Source organism: Proteus sp. G3927 (assembly GCF_963894685.1).
GTDB classification, from domain to species: Bacteria; Pseudomonadota; Gammaproteobacteria; order Enterobacterales; family Enterobacteriaceae; genus Proteus; species Proteus mirabilis.
On the sequence record NZ_CAWQGX010000034.1, the window covers coordinates 70,979 to 94,643 of the forward strand.

21 protein-coding genes are annotated in these 23,665 nt (G+C 40.3%); 12 read left to right on the plus strand and 9 right to left on the minus strand.

Translation table 11 applies throughout. The annotated features are described in order from the left end of the window. Positions 1–209 precede the first annotated feature (209 nt). Genes gmk through recG form a run of 5 tightly spaced genes read left to right on the plus strand, consistent with a single transcriptional unit; the run spans position 210 to position 6,136 of the window. The gene (gene gmk / locus AACV00_RS16355; RefSeq protein WP_004246821.1) at positions 210–833 is read left to right on the plus strand and encodes a guanylate kinase; all 624 of its coding nucleotides are present in this window, start codon (positions 210–212) and stop codon (positions 831–833) included. 54 nt (positions 834–887) lie between these two features. Next, the gene (rpoZ, locus tag AACV00_RS16360; protein ID WP_004246820.1) at positions 888–1,163 is read left to right on the plus strand and encodes a DNA-directed RNA polymerase subunit omega; all 276 of its coding nucleotides are present in this window, start codon (positions 888–890) and stop codon (positions 1,161–1,163) included. 29 nt (positions 1,164–1,192) lie between these two features. Next, positions 1,193–3,319: a bifunctional GTP diphosphokinase/guanosine-3',5'-bis pyrophosphate 3'-pyrophosphohydrolase gene (gene spoT / locus AACV00_RS16365; protein WP_004246819.1), complete on the plus strand. Its 2,127-nt coding sequence runs from the start codon at positions 1,193–1,195 to the stop codon at positions 3,317–3,319. Positions 3,320–3,321: 2 nt separating this feature from the next. Then, positions 3,322–4,041 (plus strand): tRNA (guanosine(18)-2'-O)-methyltransferase TrmH, encoded by a 720-nt coding sequence (gene trmH / locus AACV00_RS16370; RefSeq protein ID WP_004246818.1) that lies wholly within the window; start codon positions 3,322–3,324, stop codon positions 4,039–4,041. A gap of 7 nt (positions 4,042–4,048) precedes the next feature. Beyond that, complete coding sequence (gene recG / locus AACV00_RS16375) at positions 4,049–6,136, plus strand: ATP-dependent DNA helicase RecG (RefSeq protein ID WP_104459601.1); 2,088 nt, start codon at positions 4,049–4,051, stop codon at positions 6,134–6,136. 108 nt (positions 6,137–6,244) lie between these two features. On the opposite strand, the gene gltS is transcribed toward recG, so the two are convergent. After that, the gene (gene gltS / locus AACV00_RS16380) at positions 6,245–7,459 is read right to left on the minus strand and encodes a sodium/glutamate symporter (RefSeq protein ID WP_004246816.1); all 1,215 of its coding nucleotides are present in this window, start codon (positions 7,457–7,459) and stop codon (positions 6,245–6,247) included. A 242-nt stretch (positions 7,460–7,701) separates the two neighbouring features. On the opposite strand from gltS, the gene AACV00_RS16385 reads away from it, so the two are divergent. The 3 genes from AACV00_RS16385 (at position 7,702) to AACV00_RS16395 (ending at position 11,350) form a co-directional block, all read left to right on the plus strand. Beyond that, on the plus strand, positions 7,702–9,093 hold the full coding sequence (locus AACV00_RS16385) for a uracil-xanthine permease family protein (RefSeq protein WP_004246815.1): 1,392 nt from the start codon (positions 7,702–7,704) through the stop codon (positions 9,091–9,093). 245 nt (positions 9,094–9,338) lie between these two features. After that, complete coding sequence (locus tag AACV00_RS16390; protein ID WP_161680227.1) at positions 9,339–11,027, plus strand: AsmA family protein; 1,689 nt, start codon at positions 9,339–9,341, stop codon at positions 11,025–11,027. 83 nt (positions 11,028–11,110) lie between these two features. Beyond that, a complete protein-coding gene (locus AACV00_RS16395; protein ID WP_004246813.1) occupies positions 11,111–11,350 on the plus strand; it encodes a hypothetical protein in 240 nt (79 codons plus the stop codon). Positions 11,351–11,437: 87 nt separating this feature from the next. On the opposite strand, the gene rluF is transcribed toward AACV00_RS16395, so the two are convergent. From rluF to AACV00_RS16430, 7 genes are all read right to left on the minus strand, one after another. After that, a complete protein-coding gene (rluF, locus tag AACV00_RS16400) occupies positions 11,438–12,316 on the minus strand; it encodes a 23S rRNA pseudouridine(2604) synthase RluF (RefSeq protein ID WP_049203255.1) in 879 nt (292 codons plus the stop codon). A gap of 175 nt (positions 12,317–12,491) precedes the next feature. Beyond that, complete coding sequence (fabY, locus tag AACV00_RS16405; RefSeq protein WP_004249085.1) at positions 12,492–13,406, minus strand: fatty acid biosynthesis protein FabY; 915 nt, start codon at positions 13,404–13,406, stop codon at positions 12,492–12,494. Positions 13,407–13,429: 23 nt separating this feature from the next. Then, complete coding sequence (gene dtd, locus AACV00_RS16410) at positions 13,430–13,867, minus strand: D-aminoacyl-tRNA deacylase (protein ID WP_004246810.1); 438 nt, start codon at positions 13,865–13,867, stop codon at positions 13,430–13,432. A gap of 80 nt (positions 13,868–13,947) precedes the next feature. Beyond that, entirely contained in the window at positions 13,948–14,565 is a 618-nt protein-coding gene (yihX, locus tag AACV00_RS16415; protein ID WP_004246809.1) for a glucose-1-phosphatase, read from the minus strand. A 341-nt stretch (positions 14,566–14,906) separates the two neighbouring features. Next, entirely contained in the window at positions 14,907–15,215 is a 309-nt protein-coding gene (locus tag AACV00_RS16420) for a helix-turn-helix domain-containing protein (protein WP_004246808.1), read from the minus strand. Between the two features lie 328 nt (positions 15,216–15,543). Further along, entirely contained in the window at positions 15,544–15,960 is a 417-nt protein-coding gene (locus AACV00_RS16425) for a hypothetical protein (protein WP_004246806.1), read from the minus strand. Beyond that, entirely contained in the window at positions 15,938–16,429 is a 492-nt protein-coding gene (locus AACV00_RS16430) for a hypothetical protein (protein ID WP_237584918.1), read from the minus strand. Before AACV00_RS16430 ends, AACV00_RS16425 begins: the two co-directional genes overlap by 23 nt. A 496-nt stretch (positions 16,430–16,925) precedes the next feature. Here AACV00_RS16430 and AACV00_RS16435 point away from each other — a divergent pair, with 496 nt between their 5' ends. Beyond that, positions 16,926–17,078: a hypothetical protein gene (locus AACV00_RS16435; protein WP_165329570.1), complete on the plus strand. Its 153-nt coding sequence runs from the start codon at positions 16,926–16,928 to the stop codon at positions 17,076–17,078. 329 nt (positions 17,079–17,407) lie between these two features. Here AACV00_RS16435 and typA read toward each other — a convergent pair whose 3' ends face one another. Beyond that, complete coding sequence (typA, locus tag AACV00_RS16440; RefSeq protein WP_004246802.1) at positions 17,408–19,243, minus strand: ribosome-dependent GTPase TypA; 1,836 nt, start codon at positions 19,241–19,243, stop codon at positions 17,408–17,410. Positions 19,244–19,602: 359 nt separating this feature from the next. Between typA and glnA the strand changes: the two genes are divergently transcribed. The 3 genes from glnA to glnG all read left to right on the plus strand — a co-directional run bounded on the left by glnA (position 19,603) and on the right by glnG (position 23,641). Beyond that, positions 19,603–21,012 (plus strand): glutamate--ammonia ligase, encoded by a 1,410-nt coding sequence (glnA, locus tag AACV00_RS16445; protein WP_004246801.1) that lies wholly within the window; start codon positions 19,603–19,605, stop codon positions 21,010–21,012. Between the two features lie 150 nt (positions 21,013–21,162). Next, entirely contained in the window at positions 21,163–22,209 is a 1,047-nt protein-coding gene (gene glnL, locus AACV00_RS16450) for a nitrogen regulation protein NR(II) (RefSeq protein ID WP_004249083.1), read from the plus strand. Positions 22,210–22,219: 10 nt separating this feature from the next. Further along, complete coding sequence (gene glnG, locus AACV00_RS16455; protein ID WP_004246799.1) at positions 22,220–23,641, plus strand: nitrogen regulation protein NR(I); 1,422 nt, start codon at positions 22,220–22,222, stop codon at positions 23,639–23,641. Positions 23,642–23,665: the final 24 nt, after the last annotated feature.

Below are 23,665 nucleotides of genomic sequence, written 5' to 3' on the forward strand. Positions count from 1 at the left end.
CTATCACTGAGACGTTATTTGTATGTTAATATTGGGCTTACTCAATTTTTCTCTTATTTCAAAACAAAAAAATAGCTGAATTAAGAAAAAAATAGCCCTGTATTAAACAAGGGCACTGTATGTGCTTCGTGGTATGTGTATACTATAGGGGGATTTGCTCCCTAGACATACATTTATATTAATTCTCCAGTCAAATTCAGAAAGTCATCATGATCCAAGGAACACTTTATATTGTTTCCGCTCCAAGCGGTGCGGGTAAATCAAGTCTTATTCAGGCTTTATTAAAAACACAGCCTTTATATGACACACAGGTTTCTGTCTCTCATACTACCCGCCCAATGAGACCAGGAGAAAACCATGGTGAGCATTACTTCTTTGTCACTGAAGAAGAATTTAAAAGTATGATAGCAAGTGGAGATTTTATCGAACACGCTTGTGTGTTTGGTAACTATTACGGTACATCGGGTAAAGTTATCAAACAGATCTTAGCCAGTGGCGTTGATGTCTTTTTAGATATCGATTGGCAAGGTGCGCAGCAGGTACGTAAAAAGATGCCTGAAGCTCGCAGTATTTTTATTCTGCCACCGTCTAAAGAAGAGCTTTACCGCCGACTTCGCGGGCGTGGGCAAGATAGTGAAGAAGTGATTGCTAAACGTATGTCACAAGCTGTGTCTGAAATGGAACATTTTAATGAGTATGACTATTTGCTCATCAATGATGATTTCAATACTGCGCTTGCTGATTTACAATCAATCATTCGCTCAGAAAAATTACGCCTTGATCGTCAAACACTACGACATGGTGATTTAATCAGCAAATTATTGGCAGACTGAGATAAGTTTCAGTATTATGCCCAGTCATTTCGTTAATGGTGGAGTAACACAAATATGGCACGCGTAACCGTTCAAGACGCTGTAGAGAAAATTGGTAACCGTTTTGACCTCGTTCTGGTCGCAGCACGTCGTGCGCGCCAGTTACAAGTTGGCGCTAAAGATCCTTTAGTACCAGAAGAAAATGATAAAATGACGGTTATCGCACTACGCGAAATCGAAGAAGGTTTGATTAACGGTAAAATTCTTGATGCTCGTGAACGTCAAGAGCAGCAAGAGCAAGAAGCCGCAGAATTACAAGCGGTTTCAGCGATTGCGGAAGGTCGTCGTTAATCGTCTCATAAAATAGGGGTAGGTCTGCCTTGTACCTGTTTGAAAGCCTGAATCAAATCGTTCAAAAATACTTGCCACCTGAGCAAGTTGAACAACTCAAAAAAGCCTTTATCGTCGCCAGAGATGCCCACGAGGGACAGACTCGTTCAAGTGGTGAGCCTTATATTACTCACCCTGTGGCGGTTGCCTGTATTCTTGCCGATATGCGATTAGATCATCAAACGCTAATGGCGGCATTGTTGCATGATGTCATTGAAGATACACCTGCGACATTTAAAGATATCGAAACTCTGTTTGGCAGTACGGTGGCAGATCTGGTTGAAGGCGTCTCAAAACTGGATAAATTAAAGTTTCGAGATAAAAAAGAGGCTCAGGCTGAAAACTTTCGCAAAATGATCATGGCGATGGTAAAAGACATTCGCGTTATTTTGATCAAATTGGCAGACCGAACTCACAATATGCGCACGCTGGGTTCACTACGCCCAGATAAACGTCGCCGTATTGCACGCGAAACGCTGGAAATTTATAGTCCTCTTGCTCACCGTTTAGGTATACACCATATTAAAACTGAGCTAGAAGAATTAGGCTTTGAGGCTCTGCATCCTAATCGCTACCGCGTGATTAAAGAAGTTGTTAAGGCAGCTCGTGGTAACCGTAAAGAGATGATTAATAAAATCCTCTCTGAAATTGAAGGGCGCCTTACAGAAGCGAGTATTCAATGCAAAGTTAACGGTCGCGAAAAACACCTTTATTCCATTTATCGTAAAATGTTGCTAAAAGAGCAACGTTTTCACTCAATTATGGATATTTATGCCTTTCGCGTCATCGTTAAAGATGTCGATACCTGCTATCGCGTGTTAGGCCAAATGCATAGCCTTTATAAACCTCGCCCTGGCCGCGTTAAAGACTATATTGCTATCCCCAAAGCTAATGGTTATCAATCCCTTCACACTTCGCTCATTGGTCCTCATGGTGTCCCTGTTGAAGTACAAATTCGTACCGAAGATATGGATCAAATGGCTGAAATGGGCGTTGCGGCCCATTGGGCTTATAAAGAGCAAGGTGAGCAGCCGGGGACAACAGCCCAAGTCAGAGCACAACGTTGGATGCAAAGTTTACTTGAATTGCAACAAAGTGCAGGTAGCTCTTTTGAATTTATCGAAAACGTGAAATCAGACCTTTTTCCTGATGAAATTTACGTTTTCACCCCAGAAGGTCGCATTGTTGAATTACCAACGGGTGCGACTCCGGTTGATTTTGCTTACGCAGTTCATACTGATATTGGTCATGCTTGTGTCGGTGCAAGGGTTGATAGACAACCTTATCCACTCTCACAGTCTTTACGTACCGGACAGACCGTTGAAATCATTACTGCGCCGGGTGCAAGACCAAATGCGGCTTGGTTAAACTTTGTCGTCAGTTCAAGAGCCCGTTCAAAGATAAGACAGTTGCTCAAAAATCTAAAACGTGAAGACTCTATTAATTTAGGTCGTCGTCTACTTAATCACGCTTTAGGCCATCATAAAGTGGCAGATATTCCGCTAGAAAATATTGAACGAGAGTTGAAGCGCATGAAGCTTCACTCAATGGACGATATTATGGCTGAGATAGGTTTAGGTAATGCGATGAGTGTTGTTGTGGCGCGTAACTTATTGATTGACAACCAACAACAAGAAGAACACACACATCTAAGCATAACCAATGACGAAACACCTAAATTACCTATTAAAGGGGCTGATGGTGTACTTATCTCATTTGCTAAATGTTGTCGCCCTATTCCTGGTGATCCTATTGTTGCGCACATTAGCCCTGGTAAAGGCTTAGTTATTCACCACGAATCTTGTCGTAATATTCGCGGTTATCAAAAAGAGCCAGAAAAATTCATGCCAGTTGAGTGGGATAAAGATATTGATGGTGATTTTATTACCGAAATCAAAGTCGATATGATAAACCATCAAGGTGCATTAGCGAATTTAACCGCAGCAATTAATGACGCTAATTCAAGCATTCAGAGCATGAATACCGAAGAGAAAGATGGACGCGTCTATTGTGCATTTATTCGACTGACAGCCAAAGATCGCATCCAATTAGCCAATATTATGCGTAAACTTCGTATCATGCCTGATGTATTACGTGTCAGCCGTAATAAAAACTAATTATGAATCCAACACGCTATGCCCGCATCTGCCAAATGATGGCGATGCGGCAACCTGATCTCACTGTTTGCCTTGAAGAAGTGCATAAATCTCATAATGTTGCTGCTGTAATACGCACTGCGGACGCGGTGGGGATCCCTAAAATCCATGCTATCTGGCCTGAAGAAAAAATGCGTATGCTGGTTTCTCCCGCAGCGGGCAGTAATAGCTGGGTAAATGTTAATACTCACCCAACCATTGCCGACGCCATCAACACTTTTCGTGCACAGGGCATGCAAGTTCTTGCGACCCATCTCTCAGATAAAGCGGTTGATTTTCGTGAGATTGATTACACACAACCAACCTGTATTATTATGGGGCAAGAAAAAACCGGTATATCACCAGAAGCTATCGCGCTGGCCGATCAAGATATCATTGTACCGATGATGGGTATGGTGCAATCTTTGAATGTTTCTGTGGCGAGTGCATTAATTTTATATGAAGCACAACGCCAACGTCAGGCGGCGGGCATGTATAATCGAACCGAAAGTGCATTAACTGCAGAAGAGCAACAAATTTTACTCTTTGAAGGTGGCTATCCAGTACTTGCTGAAGTTTCTCGTCGTAAAGGACTGCCTCGCCCTTATATTAATGATCGTGGTGAAATTGAAGCACCGGACTCATGGTGGGCAGAAATGCAAATGACACAAAAACAACTTAGGAAATTTAAACTGACGGAGTAACTTTCCCATGAAAGGAAAACTGCTTGATGCAATCCCCTTAACCACTCTTCACGGCGTAGGTGCAAGTCAGGCAGATAAACTGGCCAAAATAGGGTTAGTCACTGTGGAAGACTTATTGCTTCATCTTCCTTTACGCTATGAAGATCAAACCCATCTGTATGCCATCAGCGATCTACTTCCTGGTATTCCAGCCACTGTTTCCGGTGAAATCTTAAGAACCGAAGTAAATTTTGGTCGTCGAAAAATGATGACCTGCCAAATTTCTGATGGTTCAGGTATTTTAACCTTACGCTTCTTTAACTTCACGGCAGCCATGAAAAATAACCTTGCTCAGGGTAAGCAAGTTATCGCTTATGGTGAAATAAAACGAGGAAGTCGAGGCCCTGAAATTATTCACCCCGAATACAAAATTAAAGTGGCTGGCTCAGAAGTTAAGTTACAAGAAACGCTTACCCCTATTTATTCAACAACAGAAGGCTTACGCCAGACATCGTTGCGTAAATTAATAGAACAAGCCTTAACCTTACTTGATACTTGTGCCATTAATGAACTGCTTCCTGATCAATTTATTTATGGTTTACCGCCACTCGCTACCGCGTTACGAACCTTACATAATCCTCCCCCTGATATTGCGTTTGCTGAACTTGAAAAGGGGCAACATCCTGCACAAAAACGACTGATTATTGAAGAATTATTAGCGCATAACTTAGGTATGCTTAATGCTCGGGCAGGAGCACAATCTTATCGTGCAGAACCCTTATTAATGCCACATGGCTCAACATTACGTGAACAATTTCTTGCAACATTGCCCTTTACACCCACCACAGCACAACAGCGCGTCGTCAATGAAATAGAGCAAGATCTAGAAAAAAATTATCCTATGATGCGCCTAATTCAAGGGGATGTTGGCTCAGGTAAAACCTTAGTTGCTGCACTAAGTGCATTAAGAGCGATAGCCAATGGTAAACAAGTGGCTTTAATGGCGCCCACTGAGTTACTAGCGGAGCAACATGCCCTCACCTTTAGAAAATGGTTTGAGCCTTTTGGTATTCAAGTGGGGTGGTTGGCTGGCAAACAAAAAGGTAAAGCGCGAGAAGCACAACAAAATGCAATAGCTAATGGCGAGGTTTCCATCATTATTGGCACTCACGCCATTTTTCAAGAGCAAGTTAAGTTTCACTCTCTCGCATTAGTCATTATTGATGAACAACATCGCTTTGGGGTACATCAACGCCTTGCGTTATGGAAAAAAGGCGAAGAGCAAGGCTTTCATCCACACCAATTGGTGATGACCGCAACCCCCATTCCTCGAACACTGGCGATGACCGCTTACGCGGATATGGATACCTCCATTATCGATGAGCTACCTCCTGGTAGAACCCCAGTAACGACAGTGGCTATCCCTGACACTCGGCGAAATGACATCATTGAACGTATCAGGGTGGTTTGTAGCGAAGAAAATCGCCAAGCCTATTGGGTTTGTACGTTAATTGAAGACTCCGAAGTCCTTGAAGCACAAGCAGCACAAGTTATTTATGATGAGCTGACAATTGCCTTACCGGAAATCAAGATTGGATTGGTTCATGGTCGAATGAAGCCGGCAGAAAAGCAGGCGGTGATGGTCGACTTTAAAGAAAACAAACTACAGCTTTTGGTCGCAACGACCGTGATAGAAGTCGGGGTAGATGTACCTAATGCCAGTTTAATGATCATTGATAACCCTGAACGATTAGGTCTTGCACAATTACATCAGTTACGAGGGCGTGTTGGTCGAGGTGCTGTGGCTTCCCATTGTGTCTTATTATATAAAACGCCGTTAACTCAAACTGCTCGTTTACGTTTACAAGTGCTCAGAGACAGTAATGATGGCTTTGTTATTGCACAAAAAGATCTCGAGATAAGAGGGCCAGGTGAACTATTAGGAACTAAGCAGACGGGCAATGCACAATTTAAAGTCGCAGACTTATTACGCGATCAGGCGCTTATTCCTGAAGTACAACGTATTGCTCGTTATTTACATCAACATTATCCTAAGCATTCGCAAGCGTTAATCGAACGCTGGCTACCTGCAAAGACCCAATATAGCCAAGCTTAAACGGCACACTTTAAATAGCTTAGAGCGCACTTGAGAGCTTAATACTGTAATAAAAAACGGCACAGACTTATCTGTGCCGTTCTCATTCGAACTAGATGAACACTGTCATCACCCTGCTATAGGCGTAAAGAATGGTAGCATCAGATACAATTTGATCACTATCGCATTCACTATATCAATAAAGAATGCACCGACCATCGGAACTACTAAGAATGCAAGATGAGAAGGACCAAAACGATCTGTCACAGCTTGCATATTAGCGATAGCCGTTGGCGTAGCGCCTAAACCAAAACCACAGTGACCCGCTGCCAAAATTGCCGCATCATAATTTTTACCCATAACACGGAAAGTGACAAAAATTGCATACAATGCCATTACTGCCGCTTGAACACCGAGAATAACCAACATAGGTATTGCCAGTGATGCCAGCTCCCATAATTTTAAGCTCATCAGCGCCATCGCTAAAAATAACGATAAGCTAACGTTACCTAAAACAGAAACGGCTCTATCAAATACACGATAAAAACCGAGCATTGATAGGCTATTACTTAAAATAACGCCAATGAACAGTACACACACAAAGGTAGGTAATGAGAAAGCCGTACCTTCAAGTAACTGAGATAAGAAAGTCCCTGCCATTAAACAGATAGAAATCATCGCAATAGTTTCTAATAACACCATTGAAGTGATCATTCTCCCCGTAGCGGGTTTCTCAAAGGCTGTAGGCATTTCATGATCATCACTGCCTGCGCCAGGGGTTGGAATGTTACGAATTAAATAACGCGCAACAGGGCCACCTATTAATCCACCTAACACTAAACCAAAGGTTGCACAAGCCATAGCCACTTCAGAGGCACTCATAAAGCCGTAGCTTTCAACGAATGTTTTCCCCCAAGCGGCACCCGTTCCATGACCACCTGATAAGGTAATAGAACCGGCTAATAATCCCATAAGAGGATCAAGGCCTAGCATTTCTGCTAATGCAATACCTACTGTGTTTTGAACTAAAAGTAATCCAACGACCACAAACACAAAAATAAACAGCGCTTTTCCTCCCGCTTTTAAGCTGGCAAGGTTCGCGTTTAAACCAATTGTTGCAAAAAAAGCGAGCATCAGTGGATCTTTTAAGGAGAGATCAAAGCTAATTTCCCAGTCCATAAATGATTTTAATGCAAGTAAAAGAGCTGCAACAAGTAACCCACCTGCAACGGGTTCTGGGATCGTATACCGTTCTAAAAAAGGAACAGATTTCACTAACTTACGTCCGAGTAAAAGAACCAAAGTGGCCGCGACTAGCGTGCCATAAACATCGAGATGATACATTTATGTACCCCGTCTTATTTGTTAATTTTGTATAAAAAAACTACGACGCTAAGTTCATCCATGAACAACGCCAAAAGCAGGTATACCCCGATTAGAAAAAAAAACGACGATAAACACAAGTTAAAACATATAAAAATGTGAGCGCCTCTTATGCATTTTGATAACATCAATTTTACGCAAACGATTGCTTTTGTGGCGCAGATCATTAAAATACGCTTTTTGCCAGATAAGAAATTCACATCATGGTTACTTCAGAAAATCGTAATTTGTCACAAAGTAGTCAGATTTCGCCCCAAAAAACGAGTGAGCTTCTATTCGCTTTAGAAGAAAAGCCCCCATTACCACAAACACTATTTGCGGCTTGTCAGCATCTATTAGCCATGTTTGTCGCCGTAATAACCCCTGCTATCTTAATTTGCCAAGCATTAGGATTACCTGCACATGACACTCAACGCATTATCAGCATGTCATTATTCGCCTCAGGTATTGCATCACTGATCCAAATTCGAGCTTGGGGTCCCGTAGGTTCAGGTTTATTATCAATTCAAGGCACCAGTTTTAATTTTGTGGCTCCTCTGATTATGGGGGGATTGGCATTAAAAAATGGTGGCGCGGATATTCCAACAATGATGGCGGCTCTATTTGGCACTTTAATGGTTGCTTCACTTACCGAAGTGCTATTATCGCGTTTTTTACATTTAGCTCGCCGGATTATCACACCATTGGTATCAGGAATTGTGGTGATGATTATCGGCCTTTCTTTAATTCAAGTTGGGCTTACTTCTATTGGTGGTGGTTACGCCGCTATTGAAAGTAACACCTTTGGCTCACCTAAAAACCTTTTATTAGCGGGTTCGGTATTAGTGGTTATTATTTTACTTAACCGTCAAAGAAACCCTTATTTACGTGTCGCTTCTTTAGTGATTGCTATGGCTGTCGGTTATATTTTGGCATGGTGGCTAGATATGCTACCTACACCGCCTGAACAACAAGAAACACCGATTATCACCGTACCAGAACCTTTCTATTATGGCCTCTCATTTGATTGGCATTTACTTATCCCACTAATGCTGGTGTTTATGATCACCTCATTAGAAACCATTGGTGATATTACTGCCACCTCAGATGTTTCAGAACAACCCGTCAGTGGGCCACTTTATATGAAACGCATTAAAGGGGGCGTATTAGCAAATGGATTGAACTCTATGGTTTCTGCGTTTTTTAATACCTTTCCAAACTCCTGTTTTGGGCAAAATAACGGCGTTATTCAATTAACAGGTGTGGCAAGTCGCTATGTGGGCTATGTCGTAGCAGCCATGTTGATTATTTTAGGGTTATTTCCCTCTGTGGCAGAATTTGTACAACGAATTCCTGAACCTGTACTGGGAGGGGCAACGCTTGTTATGTTTGGTACTATCGCTGCATCTGGGGTGCGTATCGTCTCTAAAGAGGCGCTAAATCGTCGTGCTATTATGATCCTCGCCATCTCTTTGGCCGTAGGACTTGGGGTATCACAGCAACCTCAAATATTACAGTTTGCACCAGATTGGCTAAAAACATTACTGTCATCCGGTATTGCTGCAGGCGGTCTAACCGCTATTATTTTAAACCTGATTTTTCCACCCGAAAAATAATAGCTGAAACACAATCCGGCGCTATTTCACTCTTTAATCGGAATAGCGCATTTAATAAATTGATTAATAACATGATTTAATTATTACTTAAGGCAACAAAATTATTATTTACTTTTAGGCAAGAATATCGGCTAGATAAAAGAGAGTGCCATAACTACTCTTTTATTGATGAATACTTGAGCAAAAGTCAATTTTCAGGCATAACTGTATGATGTTTTGATGGAGTATAAAACAGGAGAAAGGTTATGCGCTGGCTGATAAAAAGTTTGGTATCTCTGATACTTATCGTTATTTTATTTATTATTGTGATTTATGCCTTTCTTCAAACACAATGGGGTGCGCAAAAAACCAGTGAATGGTTAACACAGTATAGTGATTATGACATTCGCTTTTCCGGTATTGAACATGATTTAACTCAACCAGAACAAATTGTTGTTTATGATCTGTCCATTAACCCCAAACAAGATAAAACCGTCGTATTAGCCCAATCAGCACAACTTAGATTTAACTGGCAATTTTTTACTATGCCGTCCCATCTGCAAAAAATTACTTTAGAGAATGGTAAAATTATTTTAGCTAATAAAATAGCTCCCCTTCCTGTTAGTGCAGATATTCTCCAGTTTAAAAATATGCAGTTAGATAGCATGCCAACATCTAGCACAACATTCACCTTTAGCGCTAACAAAATAACGGGAGGTATCACACCTTGGAAACCTACCTCGACCGATCCTATTGGTGCGGGGCATTTTCAGTTTTCCATTGCTGATGGCATGATAGGAAAAAATAGCTTTAATAATTTTATTGTTGCTGGCGAATATCAACCAAATCGTATTTTGATTGAAAAATTAGCCACCCAGTTCCTTAATGGCTCACTCTCTTTATCAGGCCAATATCAAGATAACCAATGGCAACTTAATGATGTTTACTTAACCGGACTGCGTTGGCAATCCACAAAAACCTTAGAAGAGTTACAACAATCATTAAGTCAATCTCCAGTAATGACTATCAAGCAATTGAACATTGTTGATTTTACTGCCGAAGGGAAACAGTGGGCAATAAGTGGATTGGCTGGGCAGTTTTCTCAAATTGCGTGGAATAATAGCCTATCACTGACATCCGGTGAGCTAAACACCGATGATATTGTGTATAAAAATCAACATGTCACTGATGTGATCGCTAAGTTAAATCAGCAAGATAATTTATTTAACATAGATAATTTAAGCTTACGCTATGAAAAAGGGCTAATAAAACTAGCAGGACAATGGAACAGCGAGACAAAGACTTTAAATATTGAAGATGCAACACTCTCAGGTATTTTATATACCCTACCTGAGCAATGGCTCTCCTTCTTTGCTAAACCTATTGAGCAAGATGTGAAGAGTATCAATATTAAGCAGTTATCATTAAACCAATCTATCCTCATTGATATTAATCCCCTCTTTCCTTTTCAATTTACCGGCCTAACAGGCCAACTGAAAAATTTAATCATCGCCAAAGATGGGCAATGGGGATTATGGCAAGGCACCGCGACGTTAAGTGCTGATAGTGGTACATTAAATGGCATAGAGCTTCGCCGCCCTGACCTAACATTAATGACACAACAAGATACTGCCATTATCCCACAGTTTTCTGCTTTCGTAGATAAAGGCATTGTACGTGGCTCTGCTGCATTAGAACAAAACAATAACCAAAGACTATTTTCTCTTATCGTCAATGGGCTGAATGTGCCCCTCTCTTTGCCTAATAATATGGGTTGGAAATTATCGCAACCTACCGATGAAACAGGACAATTTACCTTAAAGCTTAAAGGTAACTTAGCCGCTGACGCTGTTATACCGACCTTAAATGGTACATTAATAGGTAAAAAAGATGACCAAACGCCTATCGATGACAAGATGCAAGACGGCGAAATAATAAATAATTTATCCTTTTGATGGTTTAGCAGGCGCATAGATTGCGCCTGCTGCAAAAAGCGTTACAATGCAGACTCTTTCTATTTTCTTATTGCGGAGTTTTCATGTCTGATGACAATTTTTCCCTGCCAACAATCACTCTTGATGAATTTCAGCAAGCACCCTTAACCGCACTTGAAAATAGTAGTAGTGTCGAAGTGTGTGATAATAACCAAACTCCGTTATTTTATTGCCTATCAAAACAGGATTATGACACGCTAATGGGGCGTATTATGGATGCAGAATTAGCCGCCATTGTACTTGAACGTCGCCAAAAGAAACTCGATGAACTGGATTTAGAGTGATTGATTGCACTAAGGAATAAAGCGGGATAAGCGCTAATTTCTCCCGCTATAGGCGCTTATTTAACTCAGAATGATAAAAGAAACAAACTAACGTTTTTTCTTTTTACGCCCTGGTTGTGCAAAGCGTTTACGCGTATTATTTTCCGTCTCTTTGGTTTTTGTTTTCGGAATATGGATCCCTAACGCTTTCGCATTACTACTTATCTGTTTCTTAGGTTTATTTTGCTTCTGTTTAGGGGCTTCAGAGCTTGATGCTTCAATAGCATCAAATAGCTTTATCAGCTCATCATCCGTTAAGTCACGCCATTCCCCGACAGGTAATCCCGCCAAACTAACATTCATAATACGGATACGTTCAAGCTTGGTGACTTCATAACCAAAATATTCACACATACGACGAATTTGACGGTTTAGACCTTGTACTAAGGTGATACGAAATACCATTGCGGCTTCTTTTTTCACCTTACATTTCTTGGTTTTTTGTCCCAGAATAGGAACACCCGCCCCCATACCGCGAATAAATTCATCAGTAATGGGTTTATCAACCGTGACCAAATACTCTTTTTCATGGGAGTTACCCGCCCGTAAGATTTTATTGACCAGATCACCATGGTTAGTCAAAAAAATCAGTCCCTGAGAATCTTTATCTAAACGACCAATTGGGAAAATACGGGTGCTATGGTTAACATAATCAACAATATTATCTTTCTCACCTTCATCTGTGGTACTGACGATACCTACAGGTTTATTCAGTGCGATCAACACCAGCTCAGAATTATCTTGCGCTTCAATTAGTCGTCCATTCACTTTCACTTCATCGCCCGCCGTTACGCGATCGCCAATGCCTGCGCGCTTACCATTGATAAGAACCAGACCTTGCTCGATATAACGGTCGGCTTCACGACGTGAACAGATACCGCTTTCACTGATATATTTATTAAGACGAGTAGATAAATTGGTGTCCATGCTTCCCTCCGTAAACTGCGGAATATACCTCAATTAAGTGACGATAGAAACACTATTAGGTAGACACTAAAGCAGAGATTTCTCACTCCTCATTTCCATGATAAGAAAAAGGTAGAAAAAAAGAGAGATAAAAACAATAAATAACTTAATTTTCAATTAAATAGAGATTTATTATTTAGTACTGTTTATTTTGTGAGGGTAACACAATGTAAGTGCCGCTAAAAACCGCCCCCGTTCCTTCATCACCACAAATATCAACATCTAACTTAATACGTGCTTTGCTTCCTTTCGCTAATCGTCCTAAATCACCACTTAAATTTTCCATATCAGCAACGGCTGACGGCCGACCTGAGACTGGTTTTCGATAACGAATATGCGCATCCACCAGCACAATATCGCCTTGCAGTTTATGCTCTTGCATTAACAACCAAATCAGCCCCCAACCGGTCAGTGTTGCTAAAGAAAACTGGCTACCGGCAAAAATAGTATGGTGTGGGTTTTGATTACCGGATTCAGGGATCGTGGTATAAAAACGGGTGCCCGTATATTGCGTAATACGTAATCCCATTTTTTCACTTAGGGGGATATGCTGATGCCACTGTTTTTGCAACTCCGCGCACCAATCAGGACGATGGAGAATATCATCTAATGATTCAATACTTTTTTTCATAAAGTAATGTTTGATCGGGGTAGTTTGAGGGCCTGTGACTAAACCACAATTCTCATAACCTAATTTTTCAAAGAAACGAACGGACTCTTCTCTGGCGCTACAAACAATACGCTTTACCCCTTCTTGACGAGCTAAAGACTCTAACGCCATGGCAACTAAAGAGCCTAATCCTTTACCTTGAGCATCCTCACGTACCGCCATAAAGCGGATTGCACCTTCATTATCGGCATTTATATAGAGACGACCAATAGCAACGGGTTGCCCACTGTCATCAACCACCATCTGGTGATGCGCTAAGGTATCATAACCATCTTTTTCGGAGCCTTCGGGCTGATGTAACGGTTTACGAAGCATTTCCCAACGAAAAGTATAATAAGCTGCTAATTCTGCTTGCGTCTTAGGGGTTCGTAAATGATACATAGTAAGCTCCTATTATAATTCAACTAGACCTGCAACCAGAATGTCACTGGGCCATCATTAGTCAGGGTGACCTGCATATCGGCGGCAAATTGCCCTGTTTGGGTTTCTAAACCTTGTTGCTTACACTGCTCAACAAAATAGTGATATAAATTTTCAGCCATTTCAGGAGGCGCTCCGTTAGAAAAACCCGGTCTCATCCCTTTTTGGGTTTCAGCGGCCAGTGTAAATTGCGATACGACTAATAGGCTACCACCTGCTTGTTGTACATTCAGATTCATTTTGTCATTTTCATCACTGAAAATACGATAACCACACACTTTTTCACACAATCTTTTTGCTTTCTGTTGGTTATCGTCTTTTTCTACTCCTAATAGCACGAGTAAGCCGTGATTAATGGCACCAACAGTCACACCGGCAATATCGACTTTCGCTTGTGTCACTCTTTGGATTAACGCAATCATACTGTATTCCTGATTAACACCGAATATGTGTTTATAAAAAAAGGATAACAAATTCAATTAATTGTTATCCTATTACAACGTTATTCTGTTACTGGGAGAGTAAAATCATGATCTTTAAAGTATTCAACAACCGTATTTTTATCTACGACATGAACACCTTGAATACCTAACGCAATGGCTGCATCGACATTAGTTTGTAAATCGTCAAAGAAGACAGCATCTTGTGCTTCAACGCCTTCGGACTGTAGCACATATTTATACACTTCAGGATCTGGCTTTCTCATACCGATATCTTGGGATAAATAGAGAAAATCCGCTGAAGCGGCGATTTCAGGATAGTGCTGAGGCCAATAATCTTGATGTAATCGATTAGTATTTGACAATACCACCACACGATGACCTTGCTCTCTTAGCTTATTCATTATATCTATGACTTCTGGGCGAACAGCGATAAAAATAGCCTGCCATCCTTCCGCAAACTGTTCAAAACTCAGTCCAATACCAAGCTCAGCACAGACAGCTTCTGCAAATTCTATATCCGTAATATTGCCTCGTTCGTGTAATTTAAAGGTTTCCCCAGTCGTAAAATTATCTTTTATACTGGCTAATGGAACCCCACTGAGTTTACTCCACACGGCAAAAACACGATTGAAATCAATATCGATAATCACATTACCCATATCAAAGATATAAAGCATAAATTCTCTCCATAATAGAAAACTCGTTTTACTTTAATCATAAATTGCTTGAGTGAATAGGCTTAAACGATAAAAAATACCATATTCACACCTAATTTTTTGAAAAACATAAAACCAGAAGGGGAAGAGACGAAAAATAAGACGAGAAGCATCCTTATCTATAAAGGAATTGCCATGTGATGATAAGGTACTCTCTCCCCATTTATTTTCCTATGATTTTAAAATCATCATGCAACTGTGCCCAATGTAATACTAATTTCTCTTTATGCTCATCAAGCATTTAAAATGCCATGTAGCTGAATATTAAGGCCTTCCACTTTCTCGATTTGTTTATTCATACCTTATTCCTCTGTTTTAAACCAAAAGTCGAGATCATCCCCATCATCTTTCAAATCAATTTCGCTTTTATTCGCTATCACAGTACTTGCAATCATAGGGTTTATATTAGAATTTTTAGCCTTAATTGATAACTCTAAATCTAGTCCTTCTAATACTCTTAATAAGGTTGATAGTTTTAAATCACTTCCTGATTCTATACGTTGGTATTGTTGCTGTTTCATACCGATACGTAGATACATATCTTTTTGCTCAATACCTAATTTTTTACGTTGTTCCGCTATTAAATTAGCAATTTCATTAATAGTCTTCATAATTAACTCTAAACCATTTCAGTGATTACATTAGCATTATATACAACATTTTAGTTGTATATAAACAAAAAACAACTTATAAATTGTATACAGCAATAAAAACAACTTTCAAGTTGTATATAAGACAAGAAACAACACTTGAGTTGTAAATGGAAATCAAGGAATGAAAAATAACAAAAGCTAGCATTATAGGTATATCAGCGCATTATCCGAACTCACTTATTCATGCTAATGCACAACCATATGAAGATATTACTATTAGATATGAAAGTATATCTTGGGATCACATTTGTGCAGGAATGTCAGGTGATAGTATTAGTCAAAACATTTAAGATTTCTCAACAAAAAGTGATGTGGTTCTTGATTTTTCATCAATAGATATTTTTATATGTATATTATCTTTAACCCATCGCTCTTCTTTATAGAAATCATCATATGTAGAGGTGAATCCATTTTTAGATAGATTATCAATAAGAGCTATGTTCTTTTCAGGTTTTATATTAAAAAAAATAACATCATTGGACTCATTTGAATTTCCATCTATGGGTCTATAGATAATGATATATTCATCTGATATAAAATCTATTTTTTTGACCTCATCAAAAGTGTATAGGTAATAATAAACGAAATTTAACTTGGTATATTCTCTGTCACCAGGAAACATCAGTAAAATGATGGTCGTCATTAAAGATAAAATCAATAATATTGGAAAAATAAAAAATTTATTCAATTTTAATCCATTCACTTTCAGCTCCAATGTTTATTCCTGTTGTATCTTTTACATGAATTAAAATACTATTATTTCTAATATCTTCTATCGGTTTTACGCGATCCAAATAGCATGGTAATGAAACGAAGTAAGGTCTTGCATTATTTGGATAAATAGCTGGATCAGGAAAAATTAACGGTTTGAAAAGCTTATTTTTATATTTACCAATAGAGCCGTAATAATCCCAGCGACGATAAGCCTCTTCTTTACTTAATACTGTTAAATATGTCATTGGGTCTACGTCACTAACTGCTCTGTAAAATCCTAATAAGTTTGATATGCAATCCTCTCCACTATAACCACTATCCGTAAACCAACTAAAAGGAAAAGAATCTTGAAGAGATTCAAATTTATGAGTGGTATACATAATAATAGTAAGAGCTACTCTCTTTTTATCATTATCTGATAATCCTCTTCTAACCTTCCATCGAGTTATTTTTGACACCCCATAACTTCTTCCTCTTCCCATGTATTGAGTGTACTTCAAGGTAAAATATGGCTCTTTAGTACTATAGTCTCCTGCAGTTAGAACACTCATTAAAGTGGATGCATCTTCACCTTTTGCATGACCTTTATCTATCCATCCAATTTATTTGGTGTAGATAACTCTGCCTCCATCAATATCTGATCTTTTTGTCATTATCACACATCTTTTGTTATTACATTTTAGTTTCAGATAAGACCCATTATGTTAAACGGCCTAGTTAGTGAAAACTGCCCATTTATCTCTAATTCCCCATCAAAACAATTTTAAGCAACAAACGCATCTCATAATACAAATCTGTATTGGCAGTTTAGCACAGTTTCTGTTGGTTTTTGGGTGGTTCTGAGCATCTCTTTTTTAAACTTAAAAATGCGATTAACGTTTTTAAAAGTAGTCAATGATTTATGAGATATCGGATGAAAGCGAAAAAAGTAAAACCCGAGACTGAGATGCACAAATGAAAAAGGCTCAACCAAATGATAAAAGGAAAAATCGGTTTAGTCAGGCGCAAATAGAACTATGGAAAAAGGAGCAAGAAGACCAAGAACCACGAGATGCCTGGCTTACTGAAAGTGAAGAGGCGATAAAACGTCACATGAAAGACTTATAGCATTTAGCATAAAAACCTAATGCCTCAATGTGGTACTAATCAAAACAGAGCGAAGCGACAACATCTTCTTGTCTTTGCTTTTCTCCATGATCGGTTATTGTGCCTTAGCTCGTGCAACTAGCTAAGTTGGATACTTCTGGTTAGGTTGGGCTTCTTTCGATGGTGCAATCGAAAAATCTCTAGTCCGTTGATTGGTGCTCTTATCAGGTACGCACTGTAATCTTTCGATACCGCAAGGGTAGAGCTAGGATCACTTCACAGAAGTGACGGGGTTTTATAAACTCAGGGCGCTTAACGCGCCCTAAGAATTATATTATCAGAATAACAAATTAGTCTTTGCTACGATAAGCACGACGACGATCGTTTTCTGAGAGATGACGTTTACGTAAACGAATAGATTGTGGAGTCACTTCCACTAATTCATCATCATCAATAAACTCTAATGCTTGTTCTAATGTTTGCTTGATATGTGGCGTCAGCGTTGTCGCTTCATCCGTACCAGAAGCACGCATATTTGTCAGTTTTTTACCTGTTAAGCAGTTTACTGTTAAGTCATTAGAGCGAGTATGAATACCAATAACTTGGCCTTCATAAACTTCTGCACCATGAGTAACAAATAACTTACCACGATCTTGTAAGCTATATAGCGCGTAAGCAACGGCTTTACCCTGACCATTAGAGATCATCACACCATTATTACGACGACCGATTTCACCTGGGCGCACATCGTCATAATGACTGAATGTTGCGTACAGTAAACCAGTACCTGATGTCATCGTCATAAACTCAGTACGGAAGCCAATTAAACCACGGCTAGGGATAATGTAGTCTAAACGTACACGTCCTTTACCATCTGGTTGCATGTCGCGCATTTCACCTTTACGCTCACCCATCGCTTGCATCACATCACCTTGGTGCTGTTCTTCAATATCGATAGTGACTTGTTCGAAAGGCTCTTGTTTACGACCATCAATCTCGCGGAAGATAACTTTCGGACGAGATACGGCTAATTCGTAACCTTCACGGCGCATATTTTCAATCAGTACTGATAGGTGTAATTCACCACGACCTGATACACGGAATGCATCTGGATCTTCAGTCTCTTCAACACGCAGTGCTACGTTATGAACTAACTCTTTTTTCAGACGATCTAAAATCTGACGAGAAGTAACAAACTTACCTTCACGACCACAGAATGGTGATGTATTAACACAGAAATACATGCTAACAGTAGGCTCATCAACGGCTAATGCAGGTAATGCTTCCACAGCACCTACTTCGCAAATCGTATCAGAAATATTTAATTCGCCTAAACCTGTAATCGCAATGATGTCGCCAGCTTCTGCAACGTCAACATCGATACGCTCTAAGCCTAAATGACCTAATACTTTACCTACTTTACCGTTGCGGGTATTACCTTCGCTATCGATGATAGTCACTTGTTGATTAGGTTTTACTTTACCGCGCTTAATACGGCCAATACCAATAACACCCAGATAGTTATTATAATCTAACTGAGAAATCTGCATCTGGAAGGTACCCTCCAGATCGACTTTTGGCGGCTCTACATATTTGACGATAGCTTCATATAATGGAGTCATATCATCAGCCATGTCATTATAATCTGTTCCCGCAATACCATTTAATGCTGATGCATAGATAATTGGGAAATCCAGTTGTTCGTCAGTCGCACCTAAGTTAACAAACAGATCAAAGACCTGATCAACAACCCAATCAGGGCGTGCACCTGGACGGTCAACTTTGTTGATAACAACAATAGGTTTTAAGTTGTTAGCAAACGCTTTTTGTGTCACAAAGCGAGTTTGTGGCATTGGGCCATCCATCGCGTCAACCAGCAATAGAACGCTGTCTACCATAGACATAACGCGTTCTACCTCACCACCGAAGTCGGCGTGTCCTGGGGTATCTACGATATTAATACGATAGTCATTCCATTTAATCGCTGTATTTTTCGCAAGAATAGTAATTCCGCGCTCTCTTTCGAGATCATTAGAGTCCATCACGCGCTCAGCAACGGTTTCACGTTCACCGAACGTGCCAGATTGCTGTAGTAATTTATCGACAATAGTAGTTTTACCATGGTCAACGTGGGCGATGATGGCGATATTACGCAAGTTTTCGATCACAAAATTTGCCTCAGGCATTGTAGAAATAAGCGTGTTATTGTACACGCTTTAGACGAGAGACTAAACAAGATCACAATAATGATTGCTTAACAATATGCAATTAATTGAATTGTGATCCTTTTCACGCCTCAGAAATAAGTCGTCTTGAACCGATTGCACCAAAATTGTGCAACTATTCAGACTTAATTTGCACCAAATTTGTGCAATAATTAAAAAATCACGGGGGATATTCTACACTAAACTTCATCAATACAGTATATATCCCTTTTTAGATAAGTTGGCATGCTTTTCGCAATAGAGTTTAGGTGAGCAAAAAATTCACCGAAAAATGTGTAAGGCCACTGCACTTAATAAAACCATTCGCCAGGAGAGTTACTATGTCCCTTGAACATGTGTTATCCATGATTGAAGAACATAAAGTTAGATATATTGACTTACGTTTCACTGATACCCGCGGTAAAGAACAACATATTACTATTCCGGCGCATCAAGTTAACGATGATTTCTTTGAAGAAGGAAAAATGTTCGACGGCTCCTCTATTGGTGGTTGGAAAGGCATTAATGAATCAGATATGGTGCTAATGCCTGATGCTACAACAGCGATGCTTGACCCATTTTTCCAAGATCCAACATTAATTATTCGTTGTGATGTTTTAGAGCCAGGCACTATGCAAGGTTACGATCGTGACCCGCGCTCTATCTCAAAACGTGCAGAAGACTACTTAAAATCAAGTGGTATCGCTGACACCGTCCTATTTGGCCCTGAACCTGAATTCTTCCTTTTTGATGATATTCGTTTTAAAAATGATATCTCTGGTGCTTCTTATGCCATCAATGATATTGAAGCAGCATGGAATACCAATACACAATATGAAGAAGGTAACAAAGGTCATCGCCCAATGGTAAAAGGAGGTTACTTCCCTCTCCCTCCGGTTGATTCCTCACAAGATATTCGCTCGACCATGTGTAATATCATGGAAGAGATGGGCTTAGTGGTTGAAGCACACCACCACGAAGTCGCAACTGCAGGTCAAAATGAAGTGGCAACCCGCTTTAATACCATGACCAAAAAAGCAGATGAAACTCAAATTTATAAATACGTAGTACAAAACGTCGCTAACGTATTTGGTAAAACCGCGACCTTTATGCCAAAACCTTTAGTGGGTGATAATGGCTCAGGTATGCACTGCCACATGTCACTGTCTAAAAATGGTGTCAATTTATTTGCTGGTGATAAATATGGCGGATTATCTGAAATGGCGCTGTATTACATCGGTGGTATTATCAAACATGCTCGTGCATTAAACGCATTTACTAACCCAACCACTAACTCATATAAACGCTTAGTGCCGGGATTTGAAGCCCCTGTTATGCTGGCTTATTCTGCCCGTAACCGCTCAGCATCCATTCGTATTCCGGTAGTCGCTAGCATGAAAGCACGCCGTATCGAAGTGCGTTTCCCAGATCCTTTAGCTAACCCTTACCTTGCATTTGCAGCTCAATTAATGGCAGGTCTTGATGGTATTATCAATAAAATTCACCCAGGTGATGCCATGGATAAAAACCTCTATGACTTACCCCCAGAAGAAGCTAAAGAGATCCCAACAGTGGCAGGTTCATTAGAAGAGGCGCTCAATGCCCTTGATAATGACCGTGAATTCTTAACCCGTGGCGGTGTATTCACTGATGATGCTTTAGACGCTTATCTTGAGCTATTACGTACTGATGTGCAGCGTGTTCGTATGGCACCACACCCACTTGAATTTGAAATGTATTACAGTGCGTAACGCACAATAGTTAAAGTACTTACTTTGCTTATGATTTTTTTGTTGCCGTGAAGCTATTTTGCCCATCTTCGGATGGGCTCTTTTCTCTCTAATGAGGCATCTGTTAAAAAAGGTAAGATGCACTAAAATGGTGCAATGGGAGTATTCAATATGGAAACGGCGGATTTACCTGATAACACACTTATTTTGGATTCATTAATCCACTCAGTATTGGTTATCAACCAAGAGTTTATTATTTGCTATGCAAACCATGCTGCATTGCAATTACTGGCTCAAAGTCGTCGTAAATTATTTGAAACCCCTTTTAGCGCACTGTTTAGTTATTCCTCTTTTGATGAACAGTTAATGCGTGAAACATTAGCAAATGGGCAAAGCTTCACTGATAACGAAGTGATTTTGGTTATTAATAACCAATCACACACTATGTCGCTCAGTGCCCAGCCTATTTCCGAGCAACACATTTTGTTGGAGCTGGCGCCTATGGATAGTCAACGCCGGTTAAGCCAAGAGCAGATACAACAAGCACAACAAATGGCGGCTAGGGAATTGGTTAGGGGACTGGCACATGAAATTAAAAATCCACTCGGTGGATTACGAGGGGCGGCTCAATTATTAGCAAAATCATTACCTGATCCTGCGCTGACTGAGTATACCCAAGTCATTATTGAACAAGCCGATCGCCTAAGAGCGCTTGTGGATAGGTTACTCGGCCCACAACATCCCGGCACCAAAACCTTTCAGAGTATTCATCATGTTGTAGAGCGTGTTGCACAACTTATCACATTAGAATGCCCTGAAAATGTCACCTTACTCAAAGATTACGATCCTAGTCTACCTGAGCTTTCACACTATCCGGATCAGATTGAGCAGGTCTTGTTAAATATCACCCGCAATGCATTACAGGCAGTGGAGAAAACTGGGGGAACTATTATTTTGCGAACCCGAACAGCGTTCCAAGTCACACTGCAGGGTGAACGTCATCGACTGGTGGCTCGCATTGATGTGATTGATACTGGTGCGGGTATTCCTCCTCATCTACAAGACACGCTTTTTTACCCGATGGTCAGTGGCAGAGAAGGCGGAAATGGCCTTGGTTTATCCATTGCACGTAGCTTAGTCGACCAACACGCCGGTAAAATTGAGTTTACCAGTTGGCCGGGAAATACCGAGTTTTCTATTTACTTGCCAATAAAATAGGAGATAACCAATGCAAAAAGGAAATATATGGGTTGTCGATGATGATAGCTCTATTCGCTGGGTGCTTGAGCGAGCTATTACACGAGAAGGCCTTACATGTAAAACCTTCGAACACGCTAATGACGTCCTCAGTGCACTCAATAGTGAACTTCCCGATGTATTATTATCAGATATTCGTATGCCTGATATTGATGGTTTATCTCTATTAAAAAGCGTTAAAGAGCAACACCCTACGTTGCCGGTTATTATCATGACAGCGCATTCTGATCTTGATGCCGCGGTAAATGCTTATCAGCAAGGGGCATTTGATTATCTCCCCAAGCCTTTTGATATTGATGATACACTTGCACTCATTCATCGTGCTATTACGCACTATCGAGAGCAAAAACAACCTAATACAACAGAAACTAACCTTCAATCTGTCTCTGACATGATTGGCGAAGCCCCTGCGATGCAAGAGGTTTATCGCATTATTGGTCGCCTTTCTCGCTCATCAATTAGTGTGCTTATCAATGGCGAGTCGGGTACTGGTAAAGAATTAGTTGCACATGCTCTTCATCGCCATAGTCCGAGAGCACAAGCCCCTTTTATTGCACTCAATATGGCGGCTATTCCCAAAGACTTAATTGAATCAGAACTTTTTGGTCATGAAAAAGGGGCATTTACTGGTGCATCTCAAGTACGCCAAGGTCGTTTTGAACAAGCAAATGGCGGTTCCCTCTTTCTTGATGAAATTGGCGATATGCCACTGGATATTCAAACCCGCTTATTACGCGTCTTGGCTGAAGGTCAATTTTATCGTGTTGGCGGTTATGCCCCTGTAAAAGTCGATGTACGTATTATTGCCGCGACTCATCAAGACTTAGAAAAACGTGTAATGGAAGGTGATTTTCGTGAAGATCTCTACCATCGACTCAATGTAATACGTATTCAATTGCCCCCACTGCGTGATAGAACAGAAGATATTCCAAGCTTAGCGCGTTATTTTCTCCAAAAAACCGCTCGAGAGCTTGGTGTTGAAACCAAAGTGCTCCACCAGCAAAGTTTACATTGCATGATGGAATACCACTGGTCAGGTAACGTCAGACAATTAGAAAACGTATGTCGTTGGTTAACGGTTATGACCGCTAGCCAAGAGATTATGCCGCAAGATTTACCTCAAGAGATCCGCCAATCAGATGAGAAGAGCAAATCGATACCTCGAGTCTCCTCTCAACATTGGTCACAACATCTTTCATTATGGGCGGATGAGGTATTCAGTGAAGGCAAAGAAAATATTCTTAATGATGCTCTACCACAATTTGAGCGCACCTTACTACTCAGTGCGCTTTCCTATACAAAAGGCCATAAACAAGATGCTGCACGTTTATTAGGGTGGGGAAGAAATACGCTGACACGTAAATTAAAAGAGTTAGGTATAGAGGAGTTTTAAGTCACTCCCCTCCCTTTTATTTTT